We start from the raw sequence: 21,637 nt of genomic DNA on the forward strand, positions 1-21,637 counted from the left end.
GCCCTCCCCCGGACAAAAAGCCCCCCTCTGCCGGGTGGGCTGGACCTGCCTGCGGATTCTGGCCGCGGCTGGGCTGCTGGTCCTGTTCCTGAAGGATCTGCTGCCCCTTTGGGCGGTGTTCCTCCTGCTCGGCGTGATGATCCTGCTGATGGTACTCATCGCCTGGCGCTTCTGCCGCTGCCCCCGCTGCGGCGGGCGGCTTCGGGAGCGGGACGTGGGCGCGGAAGGTATTTGCCCCCACTGCGGGGCCCGGTTATAAAGGAGGTAATCTAGGATGGGCGTGTTTGAATGGCTGGTTGTAATCGTCCTCGCGCTGGCCGGTCTGGTCAGTCTGATCTGTCCGGGCGCAATGTGGGAACTCTGGCGGATCAGCCGCAGTCCCTGGATCAAGTCGGCGGAACCCACCCACCTCTTTCTTATTTCCACCCGCATTTCCGGCGCTCTCTTTCTGCTGTTTGACCTGATCATGGTCCTGCGGCTGTGCCGGGTCTTGCGCTTCTGACCTCAATCTATTCGATCCCATGAGCGGAATCCGCGGATTTCGTTCATGGGATTTTTATTTGCATTTCCTCAGCAAACAGTCTGTTTCCCTTAAAAAGCCGCGCAAAATGTGGGGCAACGCTCCGTTGCCCCCGCTGCAACGGGAAAATGGTTTACAAATAACGGCCCGTGCACTACGATGTTGGCGCGGTGGAGGCGATGGAGCCTGCATCGCAGGAAGGAACATCAACGCAAAAAGTTAGGAGGGTATTATATGAACAAGAAACGTCCTGTCATTCCGTTTTTAAGCGGCGTCCTGGCCACGGTCCTGACCATGGGCTGCGTCACCACCGCCCTGGCCGCCTCCGGCCTGGTGCAGTTCAGCCCCGTGGGACTCCAGCTGAATGGTAAGGCCATCTTCGCGGCGGGCGACAGCGTGAACACAGAGAGCGGGCAGTCCGTCCCCTCCAGCATCGTCTACACCGACGAGGCAGGGGGCGGCACCACCTACCTGCCCTTGCGGACCATCGCCAACCTGCTGGACGTACCCATCACCTGGGACGGAGGCGAAACGACCGTCGTGCTGGGCCGGGGCGATGGGGGCGGCATTACGGTGGAACCGGGTACCGGGGCGTCTGCATGGGATTCCCTTCCGCTGCATCAGGCGGGAAAGACCGCAGGGCCCTTTGCCGAGGTCCAGCCCGACGCCCGAAAAGGCGGCATCATGCTGCTGGAGGAGACCCAGTTCCGCTCGGGCAGCGATTTCAGCCGGGACATCCCCTTTGTGGGCGCCAATGGCCGCTATGTCAGCATCACCGTGACCAACAACGGCGCCCAGCCGCTCTTGTTCCAGGCCGGGCACCTGTATGCCACGGGGCGGGATATGCTCGCCACCCAGATCCCCGCCGGGGCAACCGTCACCCGCACCTTTGAGGCGCTGGAGAGCAGTGCAGCCATTCAGCCCCGCTTCGGCGTGGACATCTCCACCGGCAGCGGCGGGGGCGGAACGGTGGATATTCAGATTTCCGCGGTACAGTTCAACGGGTAACGCCCCGAATCTTACCAGATTCAGGCGGGTTGCGGAATAGGGAAAAGAACAGTAGAATGAGAGGTACTAACTCCTGCATACGCTGCGCTGTTGAGGTGAAAAAACATGGATTTGACAGAAAGACTGGCCCAAGCCCGGAAGGCCAGGGGGCTTTCCCAAGCCGAGGCGGCGGAGCGGCTGAACGTATCCCGGCAGGCCATCTCCCGGTGGGAAACCGGAACGGGGATGCCCACCCTGGATAACCTGATCCAGATGGGCAAGCTGTACCAGGTGTCGCTGGATGAGCTGGTATACGGTGTGGGAGGAGCGGAGGTCCCGGAAGAGATTCCGGAACCGGCGGCATTGACGGAAGAGCCGGAGCCGGTACAGGCCCACAAAGGCCGGCGGCACCTTCTGCCGGTGGTGTTGGGGCTGGTGGCCGTGGGGATCCTGGCCCTGGGGATTTGGGCCAGCGGTCTGATGAACAGCAGCAAGAGCAAACAGAGCGGCTCGGTCATCGTGGTGGGCGGAATGGAGCAGGATTGGGACAAGCTGCCGCTGGACCGGGCGGGGGAGCAGGTAGGCCCCTTCGGCGAGGTGGAGCCTGCGGAGCAGAAAATGGGCATCCATGTGCTGGAGGATACCGAATACCGCTCGGGCAGCGATTTTGAACGAGATATCTCCTTCATAGGCGCCAATGGCCGCTATCTCAGCGTCACCGTCACCAACAACGGTACCCAGCCCCTGCTGTTCCAGGCCGGTTACCTGCAAGAAAACGGGCGGGATATGCTGGAAACTCAGATTCCCGCCGGAGCCACCGCCACCCGTACCTTTGAGGCGCTGGAGAGCGGCGGGGATAACCAGCCCCGCTTCGGCGTGGACATCTCCCCCGCCAGCGGCACAGGCGGTACGGTGGACATCCAGATCTCTGCGGTGCAGTTCAAAGGATAAAGGGCTAAGGCCCGTGGGCAGAATGAATCCATTCCGCCCACGGGCCCTTTGTGTCCCCGCGAAAATTCACGAAGAATTTGTTTTTCTTCCAGGGCTGGATGTGATATAATATTGTAAATTATTATGGTCAGGAGGGGTTTGCATGAAAAACCGCGTCGCCGTTACCATTGCCGGGCAGGAGTACACCCTGGTGGGCACCGAGGACGCCGGCTATACCGAGAAGGTGGCAGCCCACGTGGACGAAAAGGTGCGGGAGGTCATGGAGGGCGCCCGCGTCTCTCTGGTGGACGGTGCCGTCCTGGCGGCGGTGAACATTGCCGACGAATATTTTAAAGAGGTGGAGGCGGCAGAGAATCTGCGCCGCCAGCTGAAGGAATATCTGGAGGAAGCCACCAAGCTGAAGATGGAGCTCTCTGAGGCCAAACGGGAGATCTTCAAGCTGCAAAACAAGAAGTAAGGAAACGGGGGGCGTTCTGCCCCCCTGCTCCGGGAGGGGTCGTATGTTGGAACTGCTCGCCCCCGCCGGGTCCATGGAGGCCGTGGCGGCGGCTGTACAGAACGGCGCGGACGCCGTCTATTTGGGATACGGAGATTTTAATGCCCGCCGCAACGCGAAGAATTTCTCCCGGGAGGAATTTGCGGCGGCGGTTTCTTATTGCCATGTGCGGGGAACCAAGGTGTATCTGACCCTCAACACCCTGCTCACCGACCGTGAGCTGCCTCAGGCCGCCGACTTTGCCGTGGAGGCCAGCACCCTGGGAGCCGACGCGGTGCTGGTGCAGGACATGGGCGTACTGCGGATGGTGCGCCAGGTAGCCCCCGATCTGCCCATCCACGCCTCCACCCAGATGACCGTCCACAATCTGGACGGCGTGAAGATGGTGGCCGATCTGGGCATGACCCGTGCGGTGCTCTCCCGGGAGCTGTCCCGGGACCAGATCGAATATATCTGCCAGCACTCCCCCATTGAGATCGAGGTATTTGCCCACGGAGCGCTGTGTATGTGCTACTCGGGCCAGTGCTTCCTCTCCTCCGTCATCGGGGGACGTTCCGGCAACCGGGGCCTGTGCGCCCAGCCCTGCCGGCTGAAATACGGCTGGGAGGGCAAGGCGGACTCCTACCCCCTGTCCCTGAAGGATCTGTCTCTGGCGGGTTACCTGCGCCAGCTGCGGAAGATGGGGGTAAAATGCGTCAAGCTGGAGGGCCGGATGAAGCGGCCCGAGTATGTGGCGGTGGTCACCGGCATCTTCTCCCGGGCCATCCATGAGGACCGGGAGCCCACCCCCCAGGAGATGGAGCAGCTTCAGGCCGCCTTCTCCCGCCAGGGCTTTACTCAGGGCTACTACCTGGACCAGCAGGGGAGCCATATGTTCGGCGTACGGGAGGAGACCAAGGAGCCCAAGGAGCTCTTCGCCGCCGCCCGCAACACCTACCAGAGCGGCGAGGCCCAGCGGGTGCCCGTCACCTTCTATGCCATGCTCCGCCCTGGCGAGCCTGCCCATGTGGGCGTGAAGGACCCCGAGGGCCGGGTATCCACAGTGGAGGGTCCTGTACCCGAGGAGGCCCGCACCCGTCCCCTGACGGCCGACGCGGTGGAGAAGCAGCTTGCCCGCACCGGTGGTACCCCCTATCGGGCGGAGCGGATGCGGGTGCTGGTGGAGGACGGTCTGTCCCTCCCCCTGTCCACCCTCAATGCCCTGCGGCGGGATGCCCTGGACGGTCTCACAAAGCAGCGGGAACAGCTGCCCCAGCGCCGCACCGGCGAATACCACCCCGGCGCCCGGTATGAGAACCGGCGGGAGGCCCCCGCTCTCACCATTTCGGTGCGCTCCGCGGATCAGGTCACCCAGGAGCTGCTGGACCTGGGCCCCGCCATGGTGTATATCCCCCTGGAGGAACTGGCCGCCCATCCGGAGAAAGCCAACGCCCCGGCGGGCACCTCTATCGGGGTAATCCTGCCCCGCATTGCCTGGGACCGGGAGTTCCCCCAGATGGTGGAGAACCTGAAAAAGGTGAAGGACCTGGGGGTGACCGACGCCCTGGTGGGCAACCTGGGCATGATCCAGGTCGCTAAGGAACTGGGCTTCAACCTGCGGGGCGATTTCGGTCTGGAGGTCTATAACGCTCAGGCTGTGAAAGAATATAAACGTCTGGGCTTCTCCTCCCTCACCCTGTCCTTTGAGCTGAAGTTCCCCCAGATCCGGGATATCTCCAAGAGTCTGGACACGGAGCTCATCACCTACGGCCGGCTCCCCCTGATGATCATGGAGAACTGCATCATTCAAAACCGCACCGGCGACTGCAAGCAGGGCTGCCAGGGCACCAACATTCTGACCGACCGGAAGGGCGCCAAGTTCCCGGTGGTGAAGGCCCCCGGCTGCCGCAACGAGCTGCTCAACTCCCAGAAGCTCTTCCTGGCGGACAAGGCCGCCGACTACCGCCGCATCGGCCTGTGGGCCCAGCGGCTGCTGTTCACCACCGAAACCCCTGACGAGTGCGTCCAGGTGACCCGGCGCTATCTGGAGCAGGGCAGCTGGAGCCCCAACGAGTACACCCGTGGTCTTTATTATCGAGATGTGGAGTAACCATAGATGAAGCTGAGAATCAAAGCGGTGTCCCCCAGAATCGGCCGGGAGCTGCCCTGGCCCAGCCGGGCCACCGCCGGCTCCGCCGGTATGGACCTGTCTGCCTGCATCGAGGAAGATATCATTATCGCACCCCGGCAGCTGGTGAAGATCCCCACCGGCATTGCCATCGCCCTGCCGGGGCCGGAGTATGTGGCTCTGGTGTTTGCCCGCTCGGGGCTGGGCATCAAGCACGGCATCTCCCTGTCCAACGGGGTGGGTGTCATTGACAGCGACTACCGGGGTGAGATCATGGTGGGGCTCACCAATCTGTCTGAGGAGCCCTACACCATCCACCCCGGCGACCGGATCGCCCAGCTGGTGGTGACCCCGGTGGTACTGCCCCAGCTGGAGCTGATGGCCGAGCTGGATGAGACCGACCGGGGGACCGGCGGCTTTGGGTCCACCGGGCAATAACGGAAAGGAACGAAAATCTCATGGATATCATTCTGGCCTCCAAAAGCCCCCGGAGACGGGCGCTGCTGGAGCAGATGGGGGTGCGGGATTTCCGCATCGTCACCCCCGACATTGACGAGCATATGGACCGGGACCTGCCTCCGGCGGAGCTGGTGCGGCAGATCTCCCTGGAAAAGGCCCAGGCGGTGGCCGCCCAGGCCGACCCCAACACGGTGGTCATTGCCGCCGACACGGTAGTGGCCCTGGACGGGGTAGTGCTGGGCAAGCCTGCCGACAAAGAGGAGGCCTTCCGGATGCTCTCCCTGCTGTCGGGCAACCGGCACCAGGTATACACCGGCCTCACCGTACTGCGGGGAGAGCAAGTGTTCAGCCAGTGGGAGGAAACCGCCGTCACCTTCCGCTCCCTGACCGCTGAGGAGATCGAGGCCTATATCGCCACCGGCGAGCCCATGGACAAGGCGGGGGCCTACGGCATCCAGGGCTACGGGGCCCTGTTCATCCAGGGCATCAGCGGCGACTATTATAATGTGATGGGTCTGCCGGTGTGTCGTCTGGGTCAGATCCTGGGACAGCTGGGCATGGACTGTATGGCCCTGGCCGCAGCACGGTAAGAAAGGCTGGATGCAGGCGTGAAGGACTTTTTCCGGCGTAACGGACTTTTGATATTGATCGCCGCCATCCTGCTGGCACTGGTGACGACGGTGGTCTCCATGCTGCTGGGAGGCAAGGCCAACCCGGTGGCCAACTTTGTCAATTTCATCACCACCCCGGTCCGCAACGGCATCAGCGCCGTCACCAACTGGGCGGAGGAGCGCTATTCCGACGCCTTTGAGCTGGAGCAGATGAAGACCGAACTGGAGGACCTGAAAAAGGAAAACGCGGAGCTGGAGTCCAAAATTCGGGAGGCCGAGGCCGCCATCCAGGAGAACGAGCGGCTGTACAACCTGCTGGAGCTCACCCCCAAGGGCAAGGAGTTCACCAAGGAGGCCGCCATGGTCACCGCCCGCTCCACCTCCAACTGGGAGTCCACCCTCACCCTGAGTAAAGGTTCTGCTCAGGGGATCGAAGTGGATGACTGCGTGGTGGACGAATACTGGAATCTGGTGGGTATCGTGGCCGAGGTGGGCGAGAACTGGTGTACCGTCCGCACCCTCATTGACGCCAACACCGAGATGGGCGGTCAGCTGGTCCGTACCGGCGGCGCCGCCATTCTGGAGGGCGACCTGGCCCTCATGGGCGAGGGCAAGCTGAAGCTGACCTACCTGCCGGAGAACAGCCAGCTCATGTCGGGCGACCTGGTGACCACCTCGGGCCGGGGCGGCGTCTATCCCTCCGGGCTGGTGGCCGGCCATGTGGAGGAGGTACGCACCGACGCCTCCGGTATGACCGACTATGCCGTCATCGTCCCCGAGACTGACCTGGGCAACCTCCAGCAGGTCTTTGTCATCAAGGACTTTACCATTGTGGAGTAGACCCTGAAGGAGGAACGTACCCTGTGACCAGACAGGATTTTTTCATCAAGTGGGGCGTATATGCCCTTGCCCTGCTGCCGGTGTGGTTTTGTGAGGTCTATATCCTCAACCGCTTTCCCCTGTTTGGGGTGGCCCCCATGCTGCTGCCTCTGGCCGCCATCGCAGTGGCGGTGCTGGAGGGTACCGTGGCCGGTGCCGGGTTTGGCCTGGGCGTGGGCATTCTGTGCGACGCGGTCTATTTCAACCCCGACGGCGCCATGACTCTGGGCCTGTGTCTGCTGGGCTTCGGCGCCGGGGCGCTGGCCCAGTATGTGCTGCGGCAGAACCTGCTGGGCTGTCTGCTGTGCTCCCTGCTGGCTCTGGTGTGTATCGACGCTGTGCGCATCCTCTCCCGGCTGCTGTCGGGCACAGCCACTCTGCCCACCATGCTGTCCCTGGCCGGGCGGGAGATCGCCTGGTCCATGGTATTTGTATTTCCGGTATACGCTCTCTTCCTGTGGGTGTTTCACCGGGTCCCCAAGAAAACCGTTCTATAGGAAAAGAGAGAATAACGATGCAAGGTATCCATTCGGCCTGGAAAAAATACGGGCCCTGGCTGCTGCTGGCTTTGCTGGTGATCAGCCTGATCCCCATTCTGCTGCTGGGCCGGTACGACTGGCCCTCTGCCGACGACTACAGCTACGCCCTTTTGTCTCATGAGTCTTTGCTCAAGGGAGAATTTCCCCTGGTGGGCAGCTGGAAGTATATTTTAAACTGCTACAAGGGGTGGCAGGGCACCTTCTCCGCCATTGGCATGATGACCCTCACCCCCCTCACCTTCTCCCCCTTTCTCTACTGGCTCACCCCGGTGGTTATGCTGGCCTCCCTGTGCATCGGCACCTTTAAGCTGGCCCATACCCTGGTGTGCCGGGCTCTGGGGGGGACCTGGCAGCAGGTCATTTTCCTGGCCGTTCCCATTCTGCTGCTGTCCATCCAGTTTGTAGAGTCCCCCAAGGACACCTTCTACTGGTGGAACGGCGCGGTATATTACACCTTTACCTACGGCATCTTTTTGCTGCTGATTGAGCGGCTGGTGGCCCTCAAGCTGGCCTCCACCCGGCGGCAGACCCTGTGGGCGGTGATTCCCGGCGTACTGGCCGCCCTGATGGTGGGCGGAAGCAACTATGTCTCCGCGCTGCTGGGCACCCTGCTGTGCGGACTGTTCCTGCTGTGGTTTCTGTGGAAGGACCGGAAAAAGTTCCTTCCCGCCCTGATTCCCACGGCGGTGCTGGTGGCTGGCTTCCTGATCAGCGTGGTCGCCCCCGGCAACCAGGTCCGGCAGGCCACCGTGGCGCCCCCCATCGGGGTGGTGGACGCGGTGTGCCGCTCCATTGAACAGGCATGGGCCGATGTGCTGGAGTGGTTCAGCTGGCCCATTCTGCTGGTATTCCTGCTGATGATCCCCCTGCTGTGGGCCCTCACCGGCAAGGTGAAGTTCACCTTCCCCCTGCCTGTGGTCTTTTCGGTCTTTACCTTTCTCCTCTTCGCCGCCCAGAACGCCCCCCACTTCTATGCCCTGGGGGAGGCAGGACCGGAGCGGCTGCGGAGCATCGTGTTTTATTCCTTCTTCTGGCTGGTGACCTCCAACCTGTGGTACTGGCTGGGCTGGATTCGCCGGGCAGTGCTGCCCCGGCTGGCCGGTGGGGAGAAGGTGCTGCGCCGGGCCTGGGTGGCCGTGCCGGTGCTGCTGGCCCTGCTGGCTTTCACCACTGTTTACTACCACTACTACGACATGAGCACCGCCGGCCGGACCGCCGCCGCCCTGGCCGACGGCTCGGCAGAATACTACTGGCAGCAGCAGGTGGACCGCCTGCCTCTGCTGGAGGACCCCACTGTTACCGATGTGGTACTGAAGCCGTTGGACGTGCCGGCTAACCTGAATGAGCTGCTCTTCAACGGCGACCTGAAGGAAGACCCCGCCATCTGGGTCAACCGGGCGGCAGCCAACTTCTACCACAAAACGACCGTTCGCATTCGCCCCTGACCCCGGAAGGAGACCTGAACTCGTGGAAGGCAAGCAATTCAACATCCGTACCCTGATTATTTCCATCCTTCTGGCATTGCTGTTGATTGGCTTTGTCATGGTCCTTTACAATCTGCAAATCGTTAAGGGCGATGAATACCGGGCCGCTTCCACGGTAAAGATCGCCAACACGGTGACAGTGGAGGCCGCCCGGGGAGAGATCCTGGACCGGTACGGCCGCTCTCTGGTGGGCAACCGTGCCACCTATGAGATCACCCTCAACTCCTCCCTCATGGGGGCGGAGGCGGAGCGCAACGCCAATTTGATGGAGCTGATCACCATCTGCCGGGACAACGGCCTGGAGTGGACCGATACCCTGCCCATCTCCAAGGACGCCCCCTTCACCTATACAGATGAAAACGCCCTGGTGTATACCAACAGCGAGGGGAAAGTCAAATTCAGCTACCTGGGATCTCTGCTGAACGCCCTGCCCCTGGGCACTGATATTCTTCCCAACCGCTGGGACAGCGACGACCTGGCCGCCGCCTCCAGCGTGGCTGACCTGGGAGAGGGCCCCACGGCGGAAGAGGTCATCGACGGCCTGCGGCAGTACTTCCTTATTGACGAGTCTCTCTCCGACGCCGACGCCCGTGCTCTCATCGGCGTGCTGTACGAGCTCAATCTCCGCAGCCAGAACGTGAAGCAGACCGAGTATATCTTTGCCCAGGATGTGGATATCGACGTGATCTCAGCCGTGAAAGAGCGGAGTCTCACCGGCGTGAATATCTCCGCCACCACCGTCCGGCAGTACAACACCACCAGCGCCGCCCATCTTCTGGGCCGGGTGGGCTCCATTCAGAGCGCAAACTGGGAGACCTACAAGGCCAAGGGCTATAATATGAATGATAAAGTGGGCATCGACGGCATGGAAGCCGCCTTTGAGGACTACCTCCGAGGCAAGTCAGGCACCCTGATCCAGGAGATGAACACCAGCGGCAAGGTAGTCAGCGAGAGCTGGATGGTGGACGATGAGACCGGCGAGGCTATGGAGCCCGAGCCGGGCAACCACGTCATGACCACCCTGGACCTGCGGCTCCAGGAGAAGGTGGAGGAGGTGCTGGCCAACACCATCGAGAGTCTGGCCGACACCAAGGAGAAGGGGGCCATTGTGGTGCAGAGCGTCAACGACGGCGGCATTCTGGCCATGGCCTCCTACCCCACCTACGACCTGTCCACCGTGTACAGCAGTACCGAGGCCTATAAAGCGGTGTCCGACGATCCCCGCAACCCCTTTGTCAACCGGGCCACCAGCGAGATCTATTACCCCGGTTCCACCTTCAAACCTCTGGTGGCCATTGCCGCCCTGGAGGAGGGGCTGGTGACCCCCACCGAGAAGATCCAGGACACCGGTGCGCTCCAGCTGCCCGAGGAGGAGCATTACCCCTACGGCGACTACCATCCCCAGTGCTGGATCTACCGTCAATACCGGGGCACCCACGGCTGGGAAAATATGGCCGACGCCCTGCGGGACTCCTGCAACATCTATTTCTACACCCTGGGCCACCGGCTGGGCATTGATAAGATCGACGAGTACGCCGCCATGTTCGGCCTGGGCCAGAAAACCGGCCTGGAACTGAGCGAGGCGGAAGGCTATGTAGCCGGCCCGGAAACCAGCGCTATGCTGGGCCAGGAGTGGTACGGCGGCAACCTGCTGTCCGCCGCCATCGGTCAGGACAACACCAAGATCACCATGCTTCAGCTGTCCAACTACATTGCCACCCTGGTCAACGGCGGCAACCGCTACCAGACTCACCTGCTCAAGACGGTGAAATCCAGCGACTTCTCCGAGACAGTGTATGAGTATGAGGCTCAGCCTGTGGAAACCCTGGACCTGGACCCCGCCTATGTGGAGGCGGTGAAGAAGGGTATGTGGGAGGTGGCCAACGATGAGGAGAGTACCGTGGACCAGTACCTGAGCAATCTGGCGGTGGAAGTGGGCGCCAAGACCGGTTCCGCCCAGGTGTCCGCCGATGAAAACGCCAACGCCGTGTTCGTCCTCTTCGCCCCCTATGACGATCCGGAGATCGTCATCTCCATGGTGGTGGAGGGCGGCGCCTCCGGTGCCAACCTGGCCAGCGCCGCCGGTGAGATCGTGAACTATTACTTCGGCAGCGAGCATACCATGGAATCCATTGGGACAGAAAATACCTTGATCCGCTGAAGGGAGTCTTTTCTTTGCTGGATGCAATGACCTTTGACAGCCGGGACAGCCGGTATAAACAGCCCTATGGCGCGGTGCCCTCGGGCACCCAGGTGTCCCTCACCCTGCGCCCCCTCCGGACGGAGGGCTTCTCCCAGGCGGTGCTCATCGCCTACTTTGAGTCCTCTCAGGAGCGGCGTCTGGAGCTGCCCATGGCCTGGGACGGCATTGACGGGGACCGGGACGTGCTCAAGGTCACCCTGGACACCGGGGACCATGTGGGGCTGATCTGGTACTCCTTCCGTCTGGAAGGGCTGGACGGCCGCCAGGAGGAGCTGGGCCCCTATCAGCTGACGGTGTACGACGGCACCGACCAGGTGCCCGGCTGGTTTGGGGAGGGGGTCACCTACCAGATCTTCCCCGACCGGTTCCGCCGCACCAGAGTGCCCGATCCCACCGGGATGCCCGGGGGCCGCACCGTCCACACCAGCTGGCGGGAGGAGCCGGAGTACCGGCCCGACCAGAACGGCGAGGTCCGCAACCGGGACTTCTTCGGAGGCAACCTGAAGGGCGTTATGGAAAAGCTCCCCTACCTCCACGACCTGGGGGTGGAGACCATCTACTTCTGCCCCATCTTTGAAGCGCCGGAAAACCACCGCTACGGCACCGGCGACTATGAGAAGATCGACCCCATGCTGGGCACCGAGGAGGACTTCAAGGCTCTGTGCGACGCCGCCCACAAGCTGGGCATGAAGATCATGCTGGACGGTGTGTTCAACCACCAGGGCTATGTGAGCCGCTACTTCAACGGGGACGGCTCCTATCCGGAAAACGGAGCCTGCCAGTCCCAGGACAGTCCCTACTACAAGTGGTACAATTTCTCTCATTGGCCGGACAAATATGACTCCTGGTGGGGGATCTACTCCCTGCCCGCCGTCAACGAGGGGGAGCCCTCCTACCGGGACTATATCTTCGGGGATGAAAACAGCATCGTCCGCCGCTGGCTGCAGGCGGGGGCGGACGCATGGCGTCTGGATGTGGCTGACGAGCTGCCCGACGACTTTGTCCACGGCATCCACCAGGCCGTCCGGGAAACCAACCCTGAGGCGGTGGTCATCGGCGAGGTGTGGGAGGACGGCTCCACCAAGATTGCCTACGGCGTCCGCCGCAAGCACATCCTGGGGGGCCACTGCGACGGCCTGATGAACTACCCCTTCCGCAACAGCCTGCTGGGCTATCTGATGGGGGGCGACGCCGTCCACTTCAAGAACACCATGGAGGCCATCCGGGAGAACTATCCCCCCTTTGCCTTCCGCTCCGCCATGAACTTTCTGGGCACCCATGACACCCCCCGCATCCTCACCCTGCTGGGTTACGGCGGGGACGGCCAGGACCACGACAAGGACTGGCGTTCCTCCTACTTCCTTACCCCGGAGCAATATCTGCTGGGCCGGTCCAAGCTGATGCTGGGGGCTCTGGTGCTTTTCGCCTTCCCCGGCTCCCCCATGATCTATTACGGGGACGAGGCAGGCATTGAAGGCTTTGAGGACCCCTTCAACCGCCGGACCTACCGCTGGGAGATGGCGGACGACGTGCTCCGCCGCTGGTACGCCAGCCTGGGCAAGGCCCGGAGGGAACTGCCCGCCCTGCGCCGGGGAAGCATCCACTGGTGTAAGGCGGAGGGCAAGCTGCTCTCCTTCCTGCGGGAGGGGGAGGGTCAGCCGGTACTCACCGCCGTCAACATCGGCAAAGCTCCTGAGCTCATCACTCTGCCCTGGGCCGCCAAAGACTGGATGACCGGCATGGAGCTGCCCGCCGGGCAGGTGGCTCTGCCTCCCATGACCGGCTGGCTGCTCACCCCCTACCGGCCGGGGACCCGATAAAATCTGAAACGGGCCTGCTGCAACTGCAGCAGGCCCGTTTGGTTTATATTAGATCAATGACCCAGTTCAGGTCCCCATAGACCACGTCATCCTGGGTTCGGACGATGCCTCCTCCCGGACCGTCCCACCAGGTATCATGCTCATAGACCAGCCTGATCGCCCCGATCTCCACCGCCACAATGGGTTCCTCCACCCAGTCGGGGGCAGAGGCCAGCTGGACGTTCACATGGCCGGAAGTGAAACTGCGGAAGCCCTCTCCCGCGTCGGGGTAACGCTCCCCGGAGGCCCCGATAAAGGTGACCTGATGGTGGAAGAGAGCAGCCCCCGTCAGCAGCAGGCCGTCGTCGTTCTCCTCCTGGTGGGCGTATACCGACAGCTGCCGTCCATCCTGGCTGACCAGGGCAGTAACCGTGCCCTCCTCAAAGGTCCGGCTGTCCGTGTGGGCAGCCAGGGTCTCCGCCGAGATGAGTTCCAGCAATCCGGTGCGGGACCCGCCCGCCTCCAGATCCAGCAGCTCATAGGTCACCTCCCGGGGTGTTTCCTCCGGCAGCCGATAGAGGAAGGCCATGTGGACCCGGGACTGGTAACCATCCTCCCGCCAGGCCACCTCCGGCCCACAGTCCAGGCCAGAGAGGGACACCCACGCCTGGCCCTGGGGAGCAAAGCCGTTGTAGGGCAGCCACTCGGAGTAGACCAGACACCCCTGTTCCAGGGGGGTGTCCCCGGCGTAGACCTGGAGCTTCCGGGTGGCCAGCTGGTGCTCTTCCAACTCCGGGCTCACCAGGTAGAGTTCCAGCAGCAGCCACTCCCCCTGGCTCACCCCGTCCAGCTGGCACAGCCAGTCCCCCTCGGTCCACCGGTCGGCCTGCTCCACCACCATGACGGGGGTCTCCGACGCCCCGGTACCGGCAAAGAACCGGATGATCTTCTGGACCCCCGCCGCCAGAGCCTGGTAGTTGCCCACCCCCAGCACCAGGGCCAGACACACCAGGGCGGCCGCCAGCCGCTTGGCGGGGATACCCTTCCGCCGGGGCCGCTCCGCCGCCGCCAGGGTATCCTCCACCAGATCCCGGCCGGGGGACGCCCGGTCAAACAGCGCCCGATAGTTCTCTTCCGTCATAGCTCTTCCGCTCCTTTCCATGCGTCGTGCAGCAGGGCCCTGCCTCGGGCCAGCTGACTGCGGACGGTGTTGGGACTGCGGCCCAGGATGGCCGCAATCTCCCCGGTGGCGTAGCCCTCGTAGTAGTAGAGGTGGAGCACCGCCCGGTACTTCTCCGGCAGGCCCTCCATTATCTGGAGCAGCTCCCCCTCCTCCTCCGTCCGGGCGGGGATGGCCTCGGACAGGGCCGTGGTATGCCGCCGCCAGAAGGAGGTGTGGAATTTTTTGCAGCAGTTCACTGTCACCCGCAGCAGCCAGGCCTTCCGGTGCTCCTCCTCCCGAAAGTCCGGGGCGGCGCGGAGATAGCGGAGAAAGACCTCCTGAAAGACGTCGTCGGCGTCATGGCCGCTGTGGGTCTGGGCCAGCGCCAGGCGGTACACCATGTTCCCGTAGGTCTCCACCACCTGCCGCAGGCCGGTTTCCTCTGCCATTGCCCTCCCCCCTTTCGCCCCTAACATCCCTGAGGGGGCACTTTTGTTGCATCCGCTCCAAAAAATAATGCTTGCGCCCAACGGCGGATAGTGCTATTATCATAGTATCTTAATCATACCATATGGTTCAAAAAGGAGAATCACCATCATGAAAGAACTGGAACAAAAGGTCGCACTGGTCTCTTCCTCCACCCGCGGCATTGGTCTGGCCTGCGCCAAGGCTCTGGCCACCCAGGGCGCTGCTGTCTATCTGGGCGTGCGCCGTATGGACGCCGGTCAGCAGATCGCCGACGAGATCATCGCCGCCGGCGGGCAGGCCGGGGTGGTCTACTTTGACGCCGCCAACGAGGAGAGTTACTCCGGTATGGTGGACGAGGTGGCCAAGAAGGAGGGCCGTCTGGACATTCTGGTGAACAACTTTGGCGCCACCGACGTCAAGACCGATCTGGACGTGGTAACCGGCGACACCGACGACTTCTTCCGCATCGTCAACACCAACCTGAAGAGCGTGTACCTGCCCAGCAAGGCGGCGGTGCCCGTCATGGCCAAGAACGGCGGCGGCTCCATCATCAACATCGGCTCGGTGGGCGGCATCTATCCCGATCTGAGCCGCACCGCCTACGGCGTCAGCAAGGCCGCCATCCACTTCCTTACCAAGGACATCGCCGTGCAGTACGCCCGGCAGGGGGTGCGGTGCAACGCGGTGCTCCCCGGTTTCACTGCCACCGACGCGGCCCTGAACAATATGTCCCAGGCCTTCCTGGATCTGTTCCTGAAAAACGTCCCCCTCAACCGTCCCGGCCGTCCCGAGGACATTGCCGACGCCGTGGCCTTCCTGGCCAGCGATCGGGCCGCCTTCATCACCGGCGAGATCCTGCCTGTGGCCGGCGGCTTCGGCCTGCCCACTCCGCTGTACAGCTCCTATATGGGCGACGGCGCCAAAGGCTGATTCCAGCTTCCCAAAAGGGCCCTTCGGGGCCCTTTTTATTTGCCCCGCTCCCCCGGACATGATATACTATCCTATCATACCGCAAAGGACGGCAGCTATGGAAAAATTAGTGGTGGGCATTCTGGCCCATGTGGACGCAGGCAAGACCACCCTCAGCGAGGGACTGCTCTACACCTGCGGAAAATTGAAGAAGCTGGGCCGGGTGGACCACGGGGACGCCTTTCTGGACACCGACCCTATGGAGAAGGAGCGGGGCATCACCATCTTCTCCAAGCAGGCGGTGCTTCCTCTGGAACAGCTGGAGATCACCCTGCTGGACACTCCAGGCCACGTGGACTTCTCCGCCGAGATGGAGCGCACCCTGTCGGTGCTGGACTGCGCCATTTTGGTGGTCAGCGGAGCCGACGGGGTCCAGGGCCACACCCATACCCTGTGGAAGCTGCTGGAGCGCTATCATGTGCCCACCTTCCTCTTTGTCAATAAGATGGACCTGGCGGGGGCGGACAAGGCCGCTCTGCTTGGTGAGCTGAAAAGCAAGCTGGACGAGGGCTGCGTGGATATGGCCGATCAGGAGGCCCTTTGTGAGCAGGCCGCCCTGTGTGACGAGTCTCTACTGGAGGACTACCTGGAGACGGGGAGCATTGCCGACGCTGCCCTCACCGCCCTCATCGCCCAGCGGAAGCTCTTCCCCTGCTGGTTCGGCTCGGCCTTAAAGCTGGAGGGGGTGGAGGACTTCCTCCGGGGCCTGGAGCGCTACGCCCCCCGTCCGGTGTACGGGGAGGAGTTCGGCGCCCGCATCTTCAAGATCTCCCGGGACACTCAGAACAACCGGCTGGCCTGGATGAAGATTACCGGCGGCAGCCTGAAGGTAAAGACAGTGCTGGATGGCCCCGGCTGGAGCGACAAGGCCGACCAGCTGCGGGTGTACTCCGGCGTGAAATTCCAACCGGTGGACGTGGCCCCGGCGGGGTCCGTGGTGGCGGTCACAGGGCTGGGCTCCGCCGCCGCCGGGCAGGGCCTGGGCTTTGAGGCGGAGGGTGCGCCCCCCGCCCTGGAGCCGGTGCTCACTTATCAGGTAATCCTGCCCGAGGGGCAGGACCCGGTCACCGCCCTGCAGAAGCTGCGCCAGCTGGAGGAGGAGGACCCCCAGCTCCATCTGGTGTGGAGCGAGCGGCTGAAGGAGATCCACATCCAGCTCATGGGCCAGGTCCAGCTGGAGATTTTGCAGCGGCTTATCGCCGAACGATTCAACATGGACGTCAGTTTCGGCCAGGGGGGCATCATGTACCGGGAGACCATCGCTTCTCCCGTTATCGGCGTGGGCCACTACGAGCCTCTCCGCCACTACGCCGAGGTCCATCTGCTGCTGGAGCCGGGGGAGCGGGGGAGTGGCATCACCCTGGCCACCGCCTGCCCGGAGGACGTGCTGGACGGCAACTGGCAGCGGCTCATTCTCACCCATCTGGCCGAGCGGGCCCACCCCGGCGTCCTCACCGGCTCCCCCCTCACCGACGTAAAAATCACCCTGCTGGCTGGCCGCGCCCACCTGAAGCACACCGAGGGGGGCGACTTCCGGCAGGCCACCTACCGGGCGGTGCGCCAGGGTCTGATGGAGGCGGAAACGATTCTGCTGGAGCCCTGGTATTCCTTCCGGCTGGAGGTGCCTGCCGCCCAGGTGGGCCGGGCCATGAGCGACCTGCAGCGGATGGGTGGCGACTGTGAGCCCCCCGAGACGGCGGGAGAGCTGACCGTCCTCACCGGCACCGCCCCGGTGGCCGGGCTGCGGGACTACGGCGGCGAGGTGGCCGCCTACACCAGAGGCATGGGGCGGCTGAGCTGCACCCTGAAGGGCTACTACCCCTGCCACGACCAGCAAACTGTGGTGGAGGCCCTGGGCTACGACCCGGAGCGGGATGTGGACAACCCCACCGGCTCGGTGTTCTGCGCCCACGGGGCGGGGTATAACGTGAAGTGGGACCAGGTGAAGGAGATGGCCCATGTGGATAGCGGCCTGTCCCTGGACAAGCCCCCGGAGCCGGAGACCCCCGCCGCCCCCGTTCGGCGGAGCAGTTCCAACCCCGGCCTGTCGCTGGAGCAGGATAAGGAATTGCTGGCCATCTACGAGCGCACCTACGGCAAGGTGGAGCGCAACTCCTTCCGTCCCCAGCCCAAACCCGCCCGCACCAGCCTGGACGAGCGGAAGTACAACGTCCAGACCCAGAACAAGGGGCCGGAGTACCTGTTGGTGGACGGCTACAACATCATCTTCGCCTGGGAGGAGCTGAAGGCGGTGGCCCAGACCAATCTGGACGCCGCCCGGCAGCTGCTGATGGACCTGCTGAGCAACTACCAGGGCTTCAAAAAATGCGTGGTCATCCTGGTGTTTGACGCCTATAAGGTGCCCCGCAATGTACAGGATGTATTCAAATATCACAATATTTACGTTGTGTATACCAAAGAGGCGGAGACGGCGGACACTTATATCGAGCGGACCACCTACGAGATTGGCAAGCACCACCAGGTGCGGGTAGCCACCTCCGACGGGGCGGAGCAGCTCATCATCCTGGGCCACGGAGCCCTCCGGCTGTCCGCCACCACCTTCAAGGCGGAGTTGGAGCAGGTGGGTGGTCAGATCGCCGCCATCCTGGCCCGCAACAACCGGTCCACCCCGTCCCGGCCGGTGGCCGCCGCCCTGAAGAAGGCACAGGAGGGAAGCAAATGATCCCCATGCATAGTATCGCCCGCATCCGCAGCGACTTCCCCACCAAGTTCGGCATCCCCCGGCAGAGCGGGCTGGTGGGGGAGTTGAAGGCCACCATCGTCTTTGAGCCTGAATACCGCAACCCGGACGCCCTGCGGGGACTGGAGGAGTTCTCCCACATCTGGCTCATCTGGCAGTTTTCTGAGGCCGTGCGGGACAAGTGGTCCCCCACGGTGCGGCCCCCCCGGCTGGGGGGCAACACCCGTATGGGGGTATTTGCCACCCGCTCCCCCTTCCGGCCCAACGCCATCGGCCTGTCCTGCGTGAAACTGGAGTCCATCCAGAAGGACCCCAAACTGGGTACCGTGCTGGTGGTATCAGGGGCCGACCTGATGGACGGCACCCCCATCCTGGACATCAAGCCCTATCTGCCCTACGCCGATTCCCATCCGGAGGCCACCGGCGGCTTTACCGGCAACGTGGGGGGCAAGGTGCTGGAGGTGGAGTTCCCCCCGGAATTGCTCTCCCAGGTACCGGAGGACAAGCGGGAGGCTCTCATCGGGGTGCTGTCCCGGGACCCCAGGCCCTCCTATCAGCACAACCCCGACCGGGTGTACGGCATGGCCTTCGGCGGGGTGGAGGTGGGCTTTTCGGTAGATGGAGAGACCCTCACCGTCCGTTCCGTCAAACACGCCTCCCCCGCCGAAACGAGGATGTGAACTTATGACGGAAAAAGAAATCCGCACCATCAAGAAGTACTATACCCGCCCTGTGACGGCGGCGGCCTATCTGTGTACAGGCCTGCTGTCCATGTTTATCTGGATCTTTCTGGACATGATCCGAAGCGTGGTGTTTCACCTGTCCGGTTCCAGCATGGAGGTAGCCTATGTGGCAATTGCCATTCTTCTGATCTATATGGTCCTGTTTTTATTTCAGGGTGTCAGCGTCATATGGGGAGTCAGAAGAAAAAAGTGGGAGGTCATTCAGGAAAAGGCCCACACCTATCTATCCTACACCGGCCGCTCGGCGGAGGTACTGGCCGCCAACACCGCCATCGCCGCCGGGCGGCTCATGTCCCGCTCCGACGACGACAGAGTGAAGACTGCGGGCGACATCAGCACTGCCGTGGGCGGACTCATCGGACTGCACGCCATTGTGAGCATCCTGTTTGAAATCCGGAAAAGCGCCAAGCGCATTGCAGAAGCTCTGGGCATGAAGCTGCCCTCCGTCAAGCTGCGGGTGGCGGTCATCATCCTGGTTCCGCTGGTCCTGCAGCTAGCCGTGGCGACGCCGTACTATGTGCAGGCAGTCCGGGAGAGCCGGGAGGGGGCGGCCCGGGCGGCGGTGATACTGGAGAAGCTGGAGCAGGTTTTTGAAGCCTCCTGTGACCGCGCATATGCCGACGACCCCATGGAATATTACAAGGATTACGGGTACCGCGTAACGGGTTACCTGGAACACGAGGACAACGACACCCAGTCCTACCTGTCCGCCACGGTGAACAACGACGGCGTGGTGGAGGAAATTACCTACTCCCTGGACATCGACGTCAGTGCCTCCAAGGAGGACAACATCGCTCAGGCAAAGGCAGATCTGGCCCGTCTGAACCGGGCCCTCCGTTCGGCGGATGTTCCCTTCCTGTCCCCCAATCTGGGGGAAGAGCACACCCTCAGGGAGGACTTTATCGCCCTCTTCCAACAGAACTCCTACTATGAGAACTGCCGGTCCTATTATGATGAAGAGGGCCTGTTCATCGGCTACTATACGGAGAGCCAGGAGGACTACAACGACTACAGCTCCTCCTACATTTACATGACTGTGGAGCCGCCGGAAGAAGAGAGCTGACCGTCTGTTCCGTTAAAAAGGGCCTGCTGCACCATTGCAGCAGGCCCTTTGCCTGTCCATATTCCCCTTTCCGTCTCAGGTCTGGGGCAGGGAGTCGTCCTCCCGAACCCAGTCCTCCACATGGACCACGGAATAGTCGGTCTTGGTGTTGCGGATGACCACCCGCTGGATGCCCGCGTTGATGATGAGCCGCCGGCACATGGAGCAGGAGGTGGAGTTGGGGATCAGCTCCCCGGTGGCGGGGTCCACACAGGCCATGTACAGGGTGGCCCCGATGGTCTCGCTGCGGGCGGCGGAGATGATGGCGTTGGCCTCGGCGTGGACAGAGCGGCACAGCTCATACCGCTCCCCGGAGGGGATATTCAGGGCCTCCCGGGTACAGTAGTTCAGATCCACGCAGTTTTTCCGGCCCCGGGGAGCCCCGTTGTAGCCGGTGGCAATGATCTCGTCGCTCTTTACCAGGATCGCGCCGTAGCAGCGGCGCAGGCAGGTGGCCCGCTCGGCCACAGTCTGGGCGATGTCCAGATAGTAATTTTCCTTGTCGATGCGGCCCATGGGGACCCTCCTTTGTGTCACTTCTCATTTGATACCGTCAGTATAGCGGTTTTTTCTCCAAACCGCAAGTACCGCCTTCTCCGCCGGTCCATCGTTCATGAAATGTTTACGGTTGTATCCTTGACGAAAAAAGCCGCAGGCGCTATCATATAGACATCAAAAGTGCACCCAATTCTTACGTCAAAGGAGACGACCGTATTTCATGCTCATGAATTTTTTGCGAAAATTGATGTACGGACGGTATGGCAGCGATCACCTCTCCTTTTTCCTGCTTTTCCTGTATGTGGTGCTGATTTTTATATCGGCACTGCCCCATATGGCATGGATCTCCTGGCTGGCACTGGCCGTGCTGCTGTGGAACCTGTTTCGGATGTTCTCCCGCCGCATTGACCGCCGTCGGGCGGAAAACGCCCGGTTTCTGGCCCTGTTCGGGCCGTTCATCCGCTGGTTCAAAATGCGGCGCACCATCCACCGGGACAAAGATCACCGCTATTTCAAATGCCCCAACTGCGGGCAGTATCTGCGGGTGCCCCGGGGCAAAGGAAAGATCACCGTCAACTGCCGCAACTGCGGCGCCAGTTTTGAGGAACGTAGCTGAATCCAGTCAAGGGCTGCTGCCGGACGCAGCAGCCCTTTTCATCACAGAAAGGGGGAGCGCCCATGAGACAGTGTATGGACGCTGACAATCTGCACCGCCGCTTGAAGAAGATCATCGGCCAGCTCAACGCCATTGACCGGATGGTGGACGAGGACGTACCCTGTGAGGAGATGCTCATGCAGATCAACGCCGCCAAAAGTGCCCTGCACAAGGTGGGTCAGGTGGTGCTGGAGGGTCATCTCAACCACTGTGTCCGGGACGGCATCGAGCACGGCGACGCCGACCGCACCATCTCTGAATTTGCCAAGGCTATCGAGCATTTTTCCCGTATGAGCTGAAGACA

22 protein-coding genes are annotated in these 21,637 nt (G+C 62.5%); 19 read left to right on the plus strand and 3 right to left on the minus strand.

Features of this window, described 5'->3' with window-relative positions; all coding sequences use genetic code 11:
* The 13 genes from B5G06_RS14035 to B5G06_RS07145 all read left to right on the plus strand — a co-directional run.
* The coding region (locus B5G06_RS14035) for a hypothetical protein (RefSeq protein WP_204220766.1) at nt 1-259 on the plus strand (259 nt) is incomplete at its 5' end.
* Nucleotides 260-274: 15 nt separating this feature from the next.
* Entirely contained in the window at nt 275-502 is a 228-nt protein-coding gene (locus tag B5G06_RS07090; protein ID WP_087188394.1) for a DUF6199 family natural product biosynthesis protein, read from the plus strand.
* Between the two features lie 252 nt (nt 503-754).
* Nucleotides 755-1,528, plus strand: coding sequence for a hypothetical protein (locus B5G06_RS07095; protein ID WP_087188395.1), 774 nt, complete (start codon nt 755-757; stop codon nt 1,526-1,528).
* Between the two features lie 105 nt (nt 1,529-1,633).
* Nucleotides 1,634-2,458, plus strand: coding sequence for a helix-turn-helix domain-containing protein (locus tag B5G06_RS07100; RefSeq protein ID WP_087188396.1), 825 nt, complete (start codon nt 1,634-1,636; stop codon nt 2,456-2,458).
* Nucleotides 2,459-2,600: 142 nt separating this feature from the next.
* Entirely contained in the window at nt 2,601-2,915 is a 315-nt protein-coding gene (locus tag B5G06_RS07105) for a cell division protein ZapA (protein ID WP_087188397.1), read from the plus strand.
* A 43-nt stretch (nt 2,916-2,958) separates the two neighbouring features.
* Nucleotides 2,959-5,043 carry a U32 family peptidase gene (locus tag B5G06_RS07110; protein ID WP_087188398.1) on the plus strand — a complete coding sequence of 695 codons (2,085 nt, stop codon included), beginning with the start codon at nt 2,959-2,961 and terminating at the stop codon, nt 5,041-5,043.
* A gap of 6 nt (nt 5,044-5,049) precedes the next feature.
* Complete coding sequence (gene dut / locus B5G06_RS07115) at nt 5,050-5,499, plus strand: dUTP diphosphatase (RefSeq protein ID WP_087188399.1); 450 nt, start codon at nt 5,050-5,052, stop codon at nt 5,497-5,499.
* A gap of 20 nt (nt 5,500-5,519) precedes the next feature.
* Nucleotides 5,520-6,110, plus strand: coding sequence for a Maf family protein (locus tag B5G06_RS07120; protein WP_087188400.1), 591 nt, complete (start codon nt 5,520-5,522; stop codon nt 6,108-6,110).
* An 18-nt stretch (nt 6,111-6,128) separates the two neighbouring features.
* Nucleotides 6,129-6,971, plus strand: a complete 843-nt coding sequence (gene mreC / locus B5G06_RS07125) for a rod shape-determining protein MreC (RefSeq protein WP_087188401.1) — start codon at nt 6,129-6,131, stop codon at nt 6,969-6,971.
* Nucleotides 6,972-6,994: 23 nt separating this feature from the next.
* Nucleotides 6,995-7,507 carry a rod shape-determining protein MreD gene (gene mreD / locus B5G06_RS07130; protein ID WP_087188402.1) on the plus strand — a complete coding sequence of 171 codons (513 nt, stop codon included), beginning with the start codon at nt 6,995-6,997 and terminating at the stop codon, nt 7,505-7,507.
* A 17-nt stretch (nt 7,508-7,524) separates the two neighbouring features.
* Nucleotides 7,525-8,994 (plus strand): DUF6056 family protein, encoded by a 1,470-nt coding sequence (locus tag B5G06_RS07135; protein WP_087188403.1) that lies wholly within the window; start codon nt 7,525-7,527, stop codon nt 8,992-8,994.
* Between the two features lie 22 nt (nt 8,995-9,016).
* Nucleotides 9,017-11,194, plus strand: coding sequence for a penicillin-binding transpeptidase domain-containing protein (locus B5G06_RS07140; protein WP_087188404.1), 2,178 nt, complete (start codon nt 9,017-9,019; stop codon nt 11,192-11,194).
* 14 nt (nt 11,195-11,208) lie between these two features.
* Nucleotides 11,209-13,056 (plus strand): glycoside hydrolase family 13 protein, encoded by a 1,848-nt coding sequence (locus tag B5G06_RS07145; protein ID WP_087188405.1) that lies wholly within the window; start codon nt 11,209-11,211, stop codon nt 13,054-13,056.
* 43 nt (nt 13,057-13,099) lie between these two features.
* Here the strand turns inward: B5G06_RS07145 and B5G06_RS07150 are convergent, their stop codons facing one another.
* Both B5G06_RS07150 and B5G06_RS07155 read right to left on the minus strand, forming a co-directional pair.
* A complete protein-coding gene (locus B5G06_RS07150; protein WP_087188406.1) occupies nt 13,100-14,176 on the minus strand; it encodes a hypothetical protein in 1,077 nt (358 codons plus the stop codon).
* Complete coding sequence (locus B5G06_RS07155) at nt 14,173-14,646, minus strand: RNA polymerase sigma factor (RefSeq protein ID WP_087188407.1); 474 nt, start codon at nt 14,644-14,646, stop codon at nt 14,173-14,175. Before B5G06_RS07155 ends, B5G06_RS07150 begins: the two co-directional genes overlap by 4 nt.
* A 148-nt stretch (nt 14,647-14,794) precedes the next feature.
* On the opposite strand from B5G06_RS07155, the gene B5G06_RS07160 reads away from it, so the two are divergent.
* The 4 genes from B5G06_RS07160 to B5G06_RS07175 all read left to right on the plus strand — a co-directional run bounded on the left by B5G06_RS07160 (nt 14,795) and on the right by B5G06_RS07175 (nt 20,141).
* Nucleotides 14,795-15,595: a 7alpha-hydroxysteroid dehydrogenase gene (locus B5G06_RS07160; RefSeq protein ID WP_087188408.1), complete on the plus strand. Its 801-nt coding sequence runs from the start codon at nt 14,795-14,797 to the stop codon at nt 15,593-15,595.
* Between the two features lie 97 nt (nt 15,596-15,692).
* A complete protein-coding gene (locus tag B5G06_RS07165) occupies nt 15,693-18,317 on the plus strand; it encodes a translation factor GTPase family protein (protein WP_087188409.1) in 2,625 nt (874 codons plus the stop codon).
* Entirely contained in the window at nt 18,314-19,015 is a 702-nt protein-coding gene (tsaA, locus tag B5G06_RS07170) for a tRNA (N6-threonylcarbamoyladenosine(37)-N6)-methyltransferase TrmO (RefSeq protein WP_087188410.1), read from the plus strand. Before B5G06_RS07165 ends, tsaA begins: the two co-directional genes overlap by 4 nt.
* A gap of 4 nt (nt 19,016-19,019) precedes the next feature.
* Entirely contained in the window at nt 19,020-20,141 is a 1,122-nt protein-coding gene (locus B5G06_RS07175; RefSeq protein WP_087188411.1) for a hypothetical protein, read from the plus strand.
* Nucleotides 20,142-20,216: 75 nt separating this feature from the next.
* Here B5G06_RS07175 and B5G06_RS07180 read toward each other — a convergent pair whose 3' ends face one another.
* Complete coding sequence (locus B5G06_RS07180; RefSeq protein ID WP_087188412.1) at nt 20,217-20,696, minus strand: deoxycytidylate deaminase; 480 nt, start codon at nt 20,694-20,696, stop codon at nt 20,217-20,219.
* Between the two features lie 202 nt (nt 20,697-20,898).
* On the opposite strand from B5G06_RS07180, the gene B5G06_RS07185 reads away from it, so the two are divergent.
* Nucleotides 20,899-21,294 (plus strand): hypothetical protein, encoded by a 396-nt coding sequence (locus tag B5G06_RS07185; RefSeq protein WP_087188413.1) that lies wholly within the window; start codon nt 20,899-20,901, stop codon nt 21,292-21,294.
* Between the two features lie 62 nt (nt 21,295-21,356).
* Complete coding sequence (locus B5G06_RS07190; protein WP_087188414.1) at nt 21,357-21,632, plus strand: metal-sensing transcriptional repressor; 276 nt, start codon at nt 21,357-21,359, stop codon at nt 21,630-21,632.
* Nucleotides 21,633-21,637 lie beyond the last annotated feature (5 nt).

Source organism: Flavonifractor sp. An52 (assembly GCF_002159385.1).
GTDB classification, from domain to species: Bacteria; Bacillota; Clostridia; order Oscillospirales; family Oscillospiraceae; genus Flavonifractor; species Flavonifractor avicola.

What these genes read in the sequence shown, in the direction of transcription:
- B5G06_RS07095 (WP_087188395.1), top strand. Translation starts at nt 755, where the DNA reads ATGAACAAGAAACGTCCTGTCATTCCGTTTTTAAGCGGCGTCCTGGCC.
- B5G06_RS07155 (WP_087188407.1), bottom strand. Translation starts at nt 14,646, where the DNA reads ATGGCAGAGGAAACCGGCCTGCGGCAGGTGGTGGAGACCTACGGGAAC.
- dut (WP_087188399.1), top strand. Translation starts at nt 5,050, where the DNA reads ATGAAGCTGAGAATCAAAGCGGTGTCCCCCAGAATCGGCCGGGAGCTG.
- B5G06_RS07185 (WP_087188413.1), top strand. Translation starts at nt 20,899, where the DNA reads ATGCTCATGAATTTTTTGCGAAAATTGATGTACGGACGGTATGGCAGC.
- B5G06_RS07100 (WP_087188396.1), top strand. Translation starts at nt 1,634, where the DNA reads ATGGATTTGACAGAAAGACTGGCCCAAGCCCGGAAGGCCAGGGGGCTT.
- B5G06_RS07190 (WP_087188414.1), top strand. Translation starts at nt 21,357, where the DNA reads ATGAGACAGTGTATGGACGCTGACAATCTGCACCGCCGCTTGAAGAAG.
- B5G06_RS07110 (WP_087188398.1), top strand. Translation starts at nt 2,959, where the DNA reads ATGTTGGAACTGCTCGCCCCCGCCGGGTCCATGGAGGCCGTGGCGGCG.
- B5G06_RS07150 (WP_087188406.1), bottom strand. Translation starts at nt 14,176, where the DNA reads ATGACGGAAGAGAACTATCGGGCGCTGTTTGACCGGGCGTCCCCCGGC.
- B5G06_RS07135 (WP_087188403.1), top strand. Translation starts at nt 7,525, where the DNA reads ATGCAAGGTATCCATTCGGCCTGGAAAAAATACGGGCCCTGGCTGCTG.
- B5G06_RS07160 (WP_087188408.1), top strand. Translation starts at nt 14,795, where the DNA reads ATGAAAGAACTGGAACAAAAGGTCGCACTGGTCTCTTCCTCCACCCGC.
- B5G06_RS07180 (WP_087188412.1), bottom strand. Translation starts at nt 20,696, where the DNA reads ATGGGCCGCATCGACAAGGAAAATTACTATCTGGACATCGCCCAGACT.
- tsaA (WP_087188410.1), top strand. Translation starts at nt 18,314, where the DNA reads ATGATCCCCATGCATAGTATCGCCCGCATCCGCAGCGACTTCCCCACC.
- B5G06_RS07165 (WP_087188409.1), top strand. Translation starts at nt 15,693, where the DNA reads ATGGAAAAATTAGTGGTGGGCATTCTGGCCCATGTGGACGCAGGCAAG.
- B5G06_RS07120 (WP_087188400.1), top strand. Translation starts at nt 5,520, where the DNA reads ATGGATATCATTCTGGCCTCCAAAAGCCCCCGGAGACGGGCGCTGCTG.
- B5G06_RS07090 (WP_087188394.1), top strand. Translation starts at nt 275, where the DNA reads ATGGGCGTGTTTGAATGGCTGGTTGTAATCGTCCTCGCGCTGGCCGGT.
- B5G06_RS07175 (WP_087188411.1), top strand. Translation starts at nt 19,020, where the DNA reads ATGACGGAAAAAGAAATCCGCACCATCAAGAAGTACTATACCCGCCCT.
- B5G06_RS07105 (WP_087188397.1), top strand. Translation starts at nt 2,601, where the DNA reads ATGAAAAACCGCGTCGCCGTTACCATTGCCGGGCAGGAGTACACCCTG.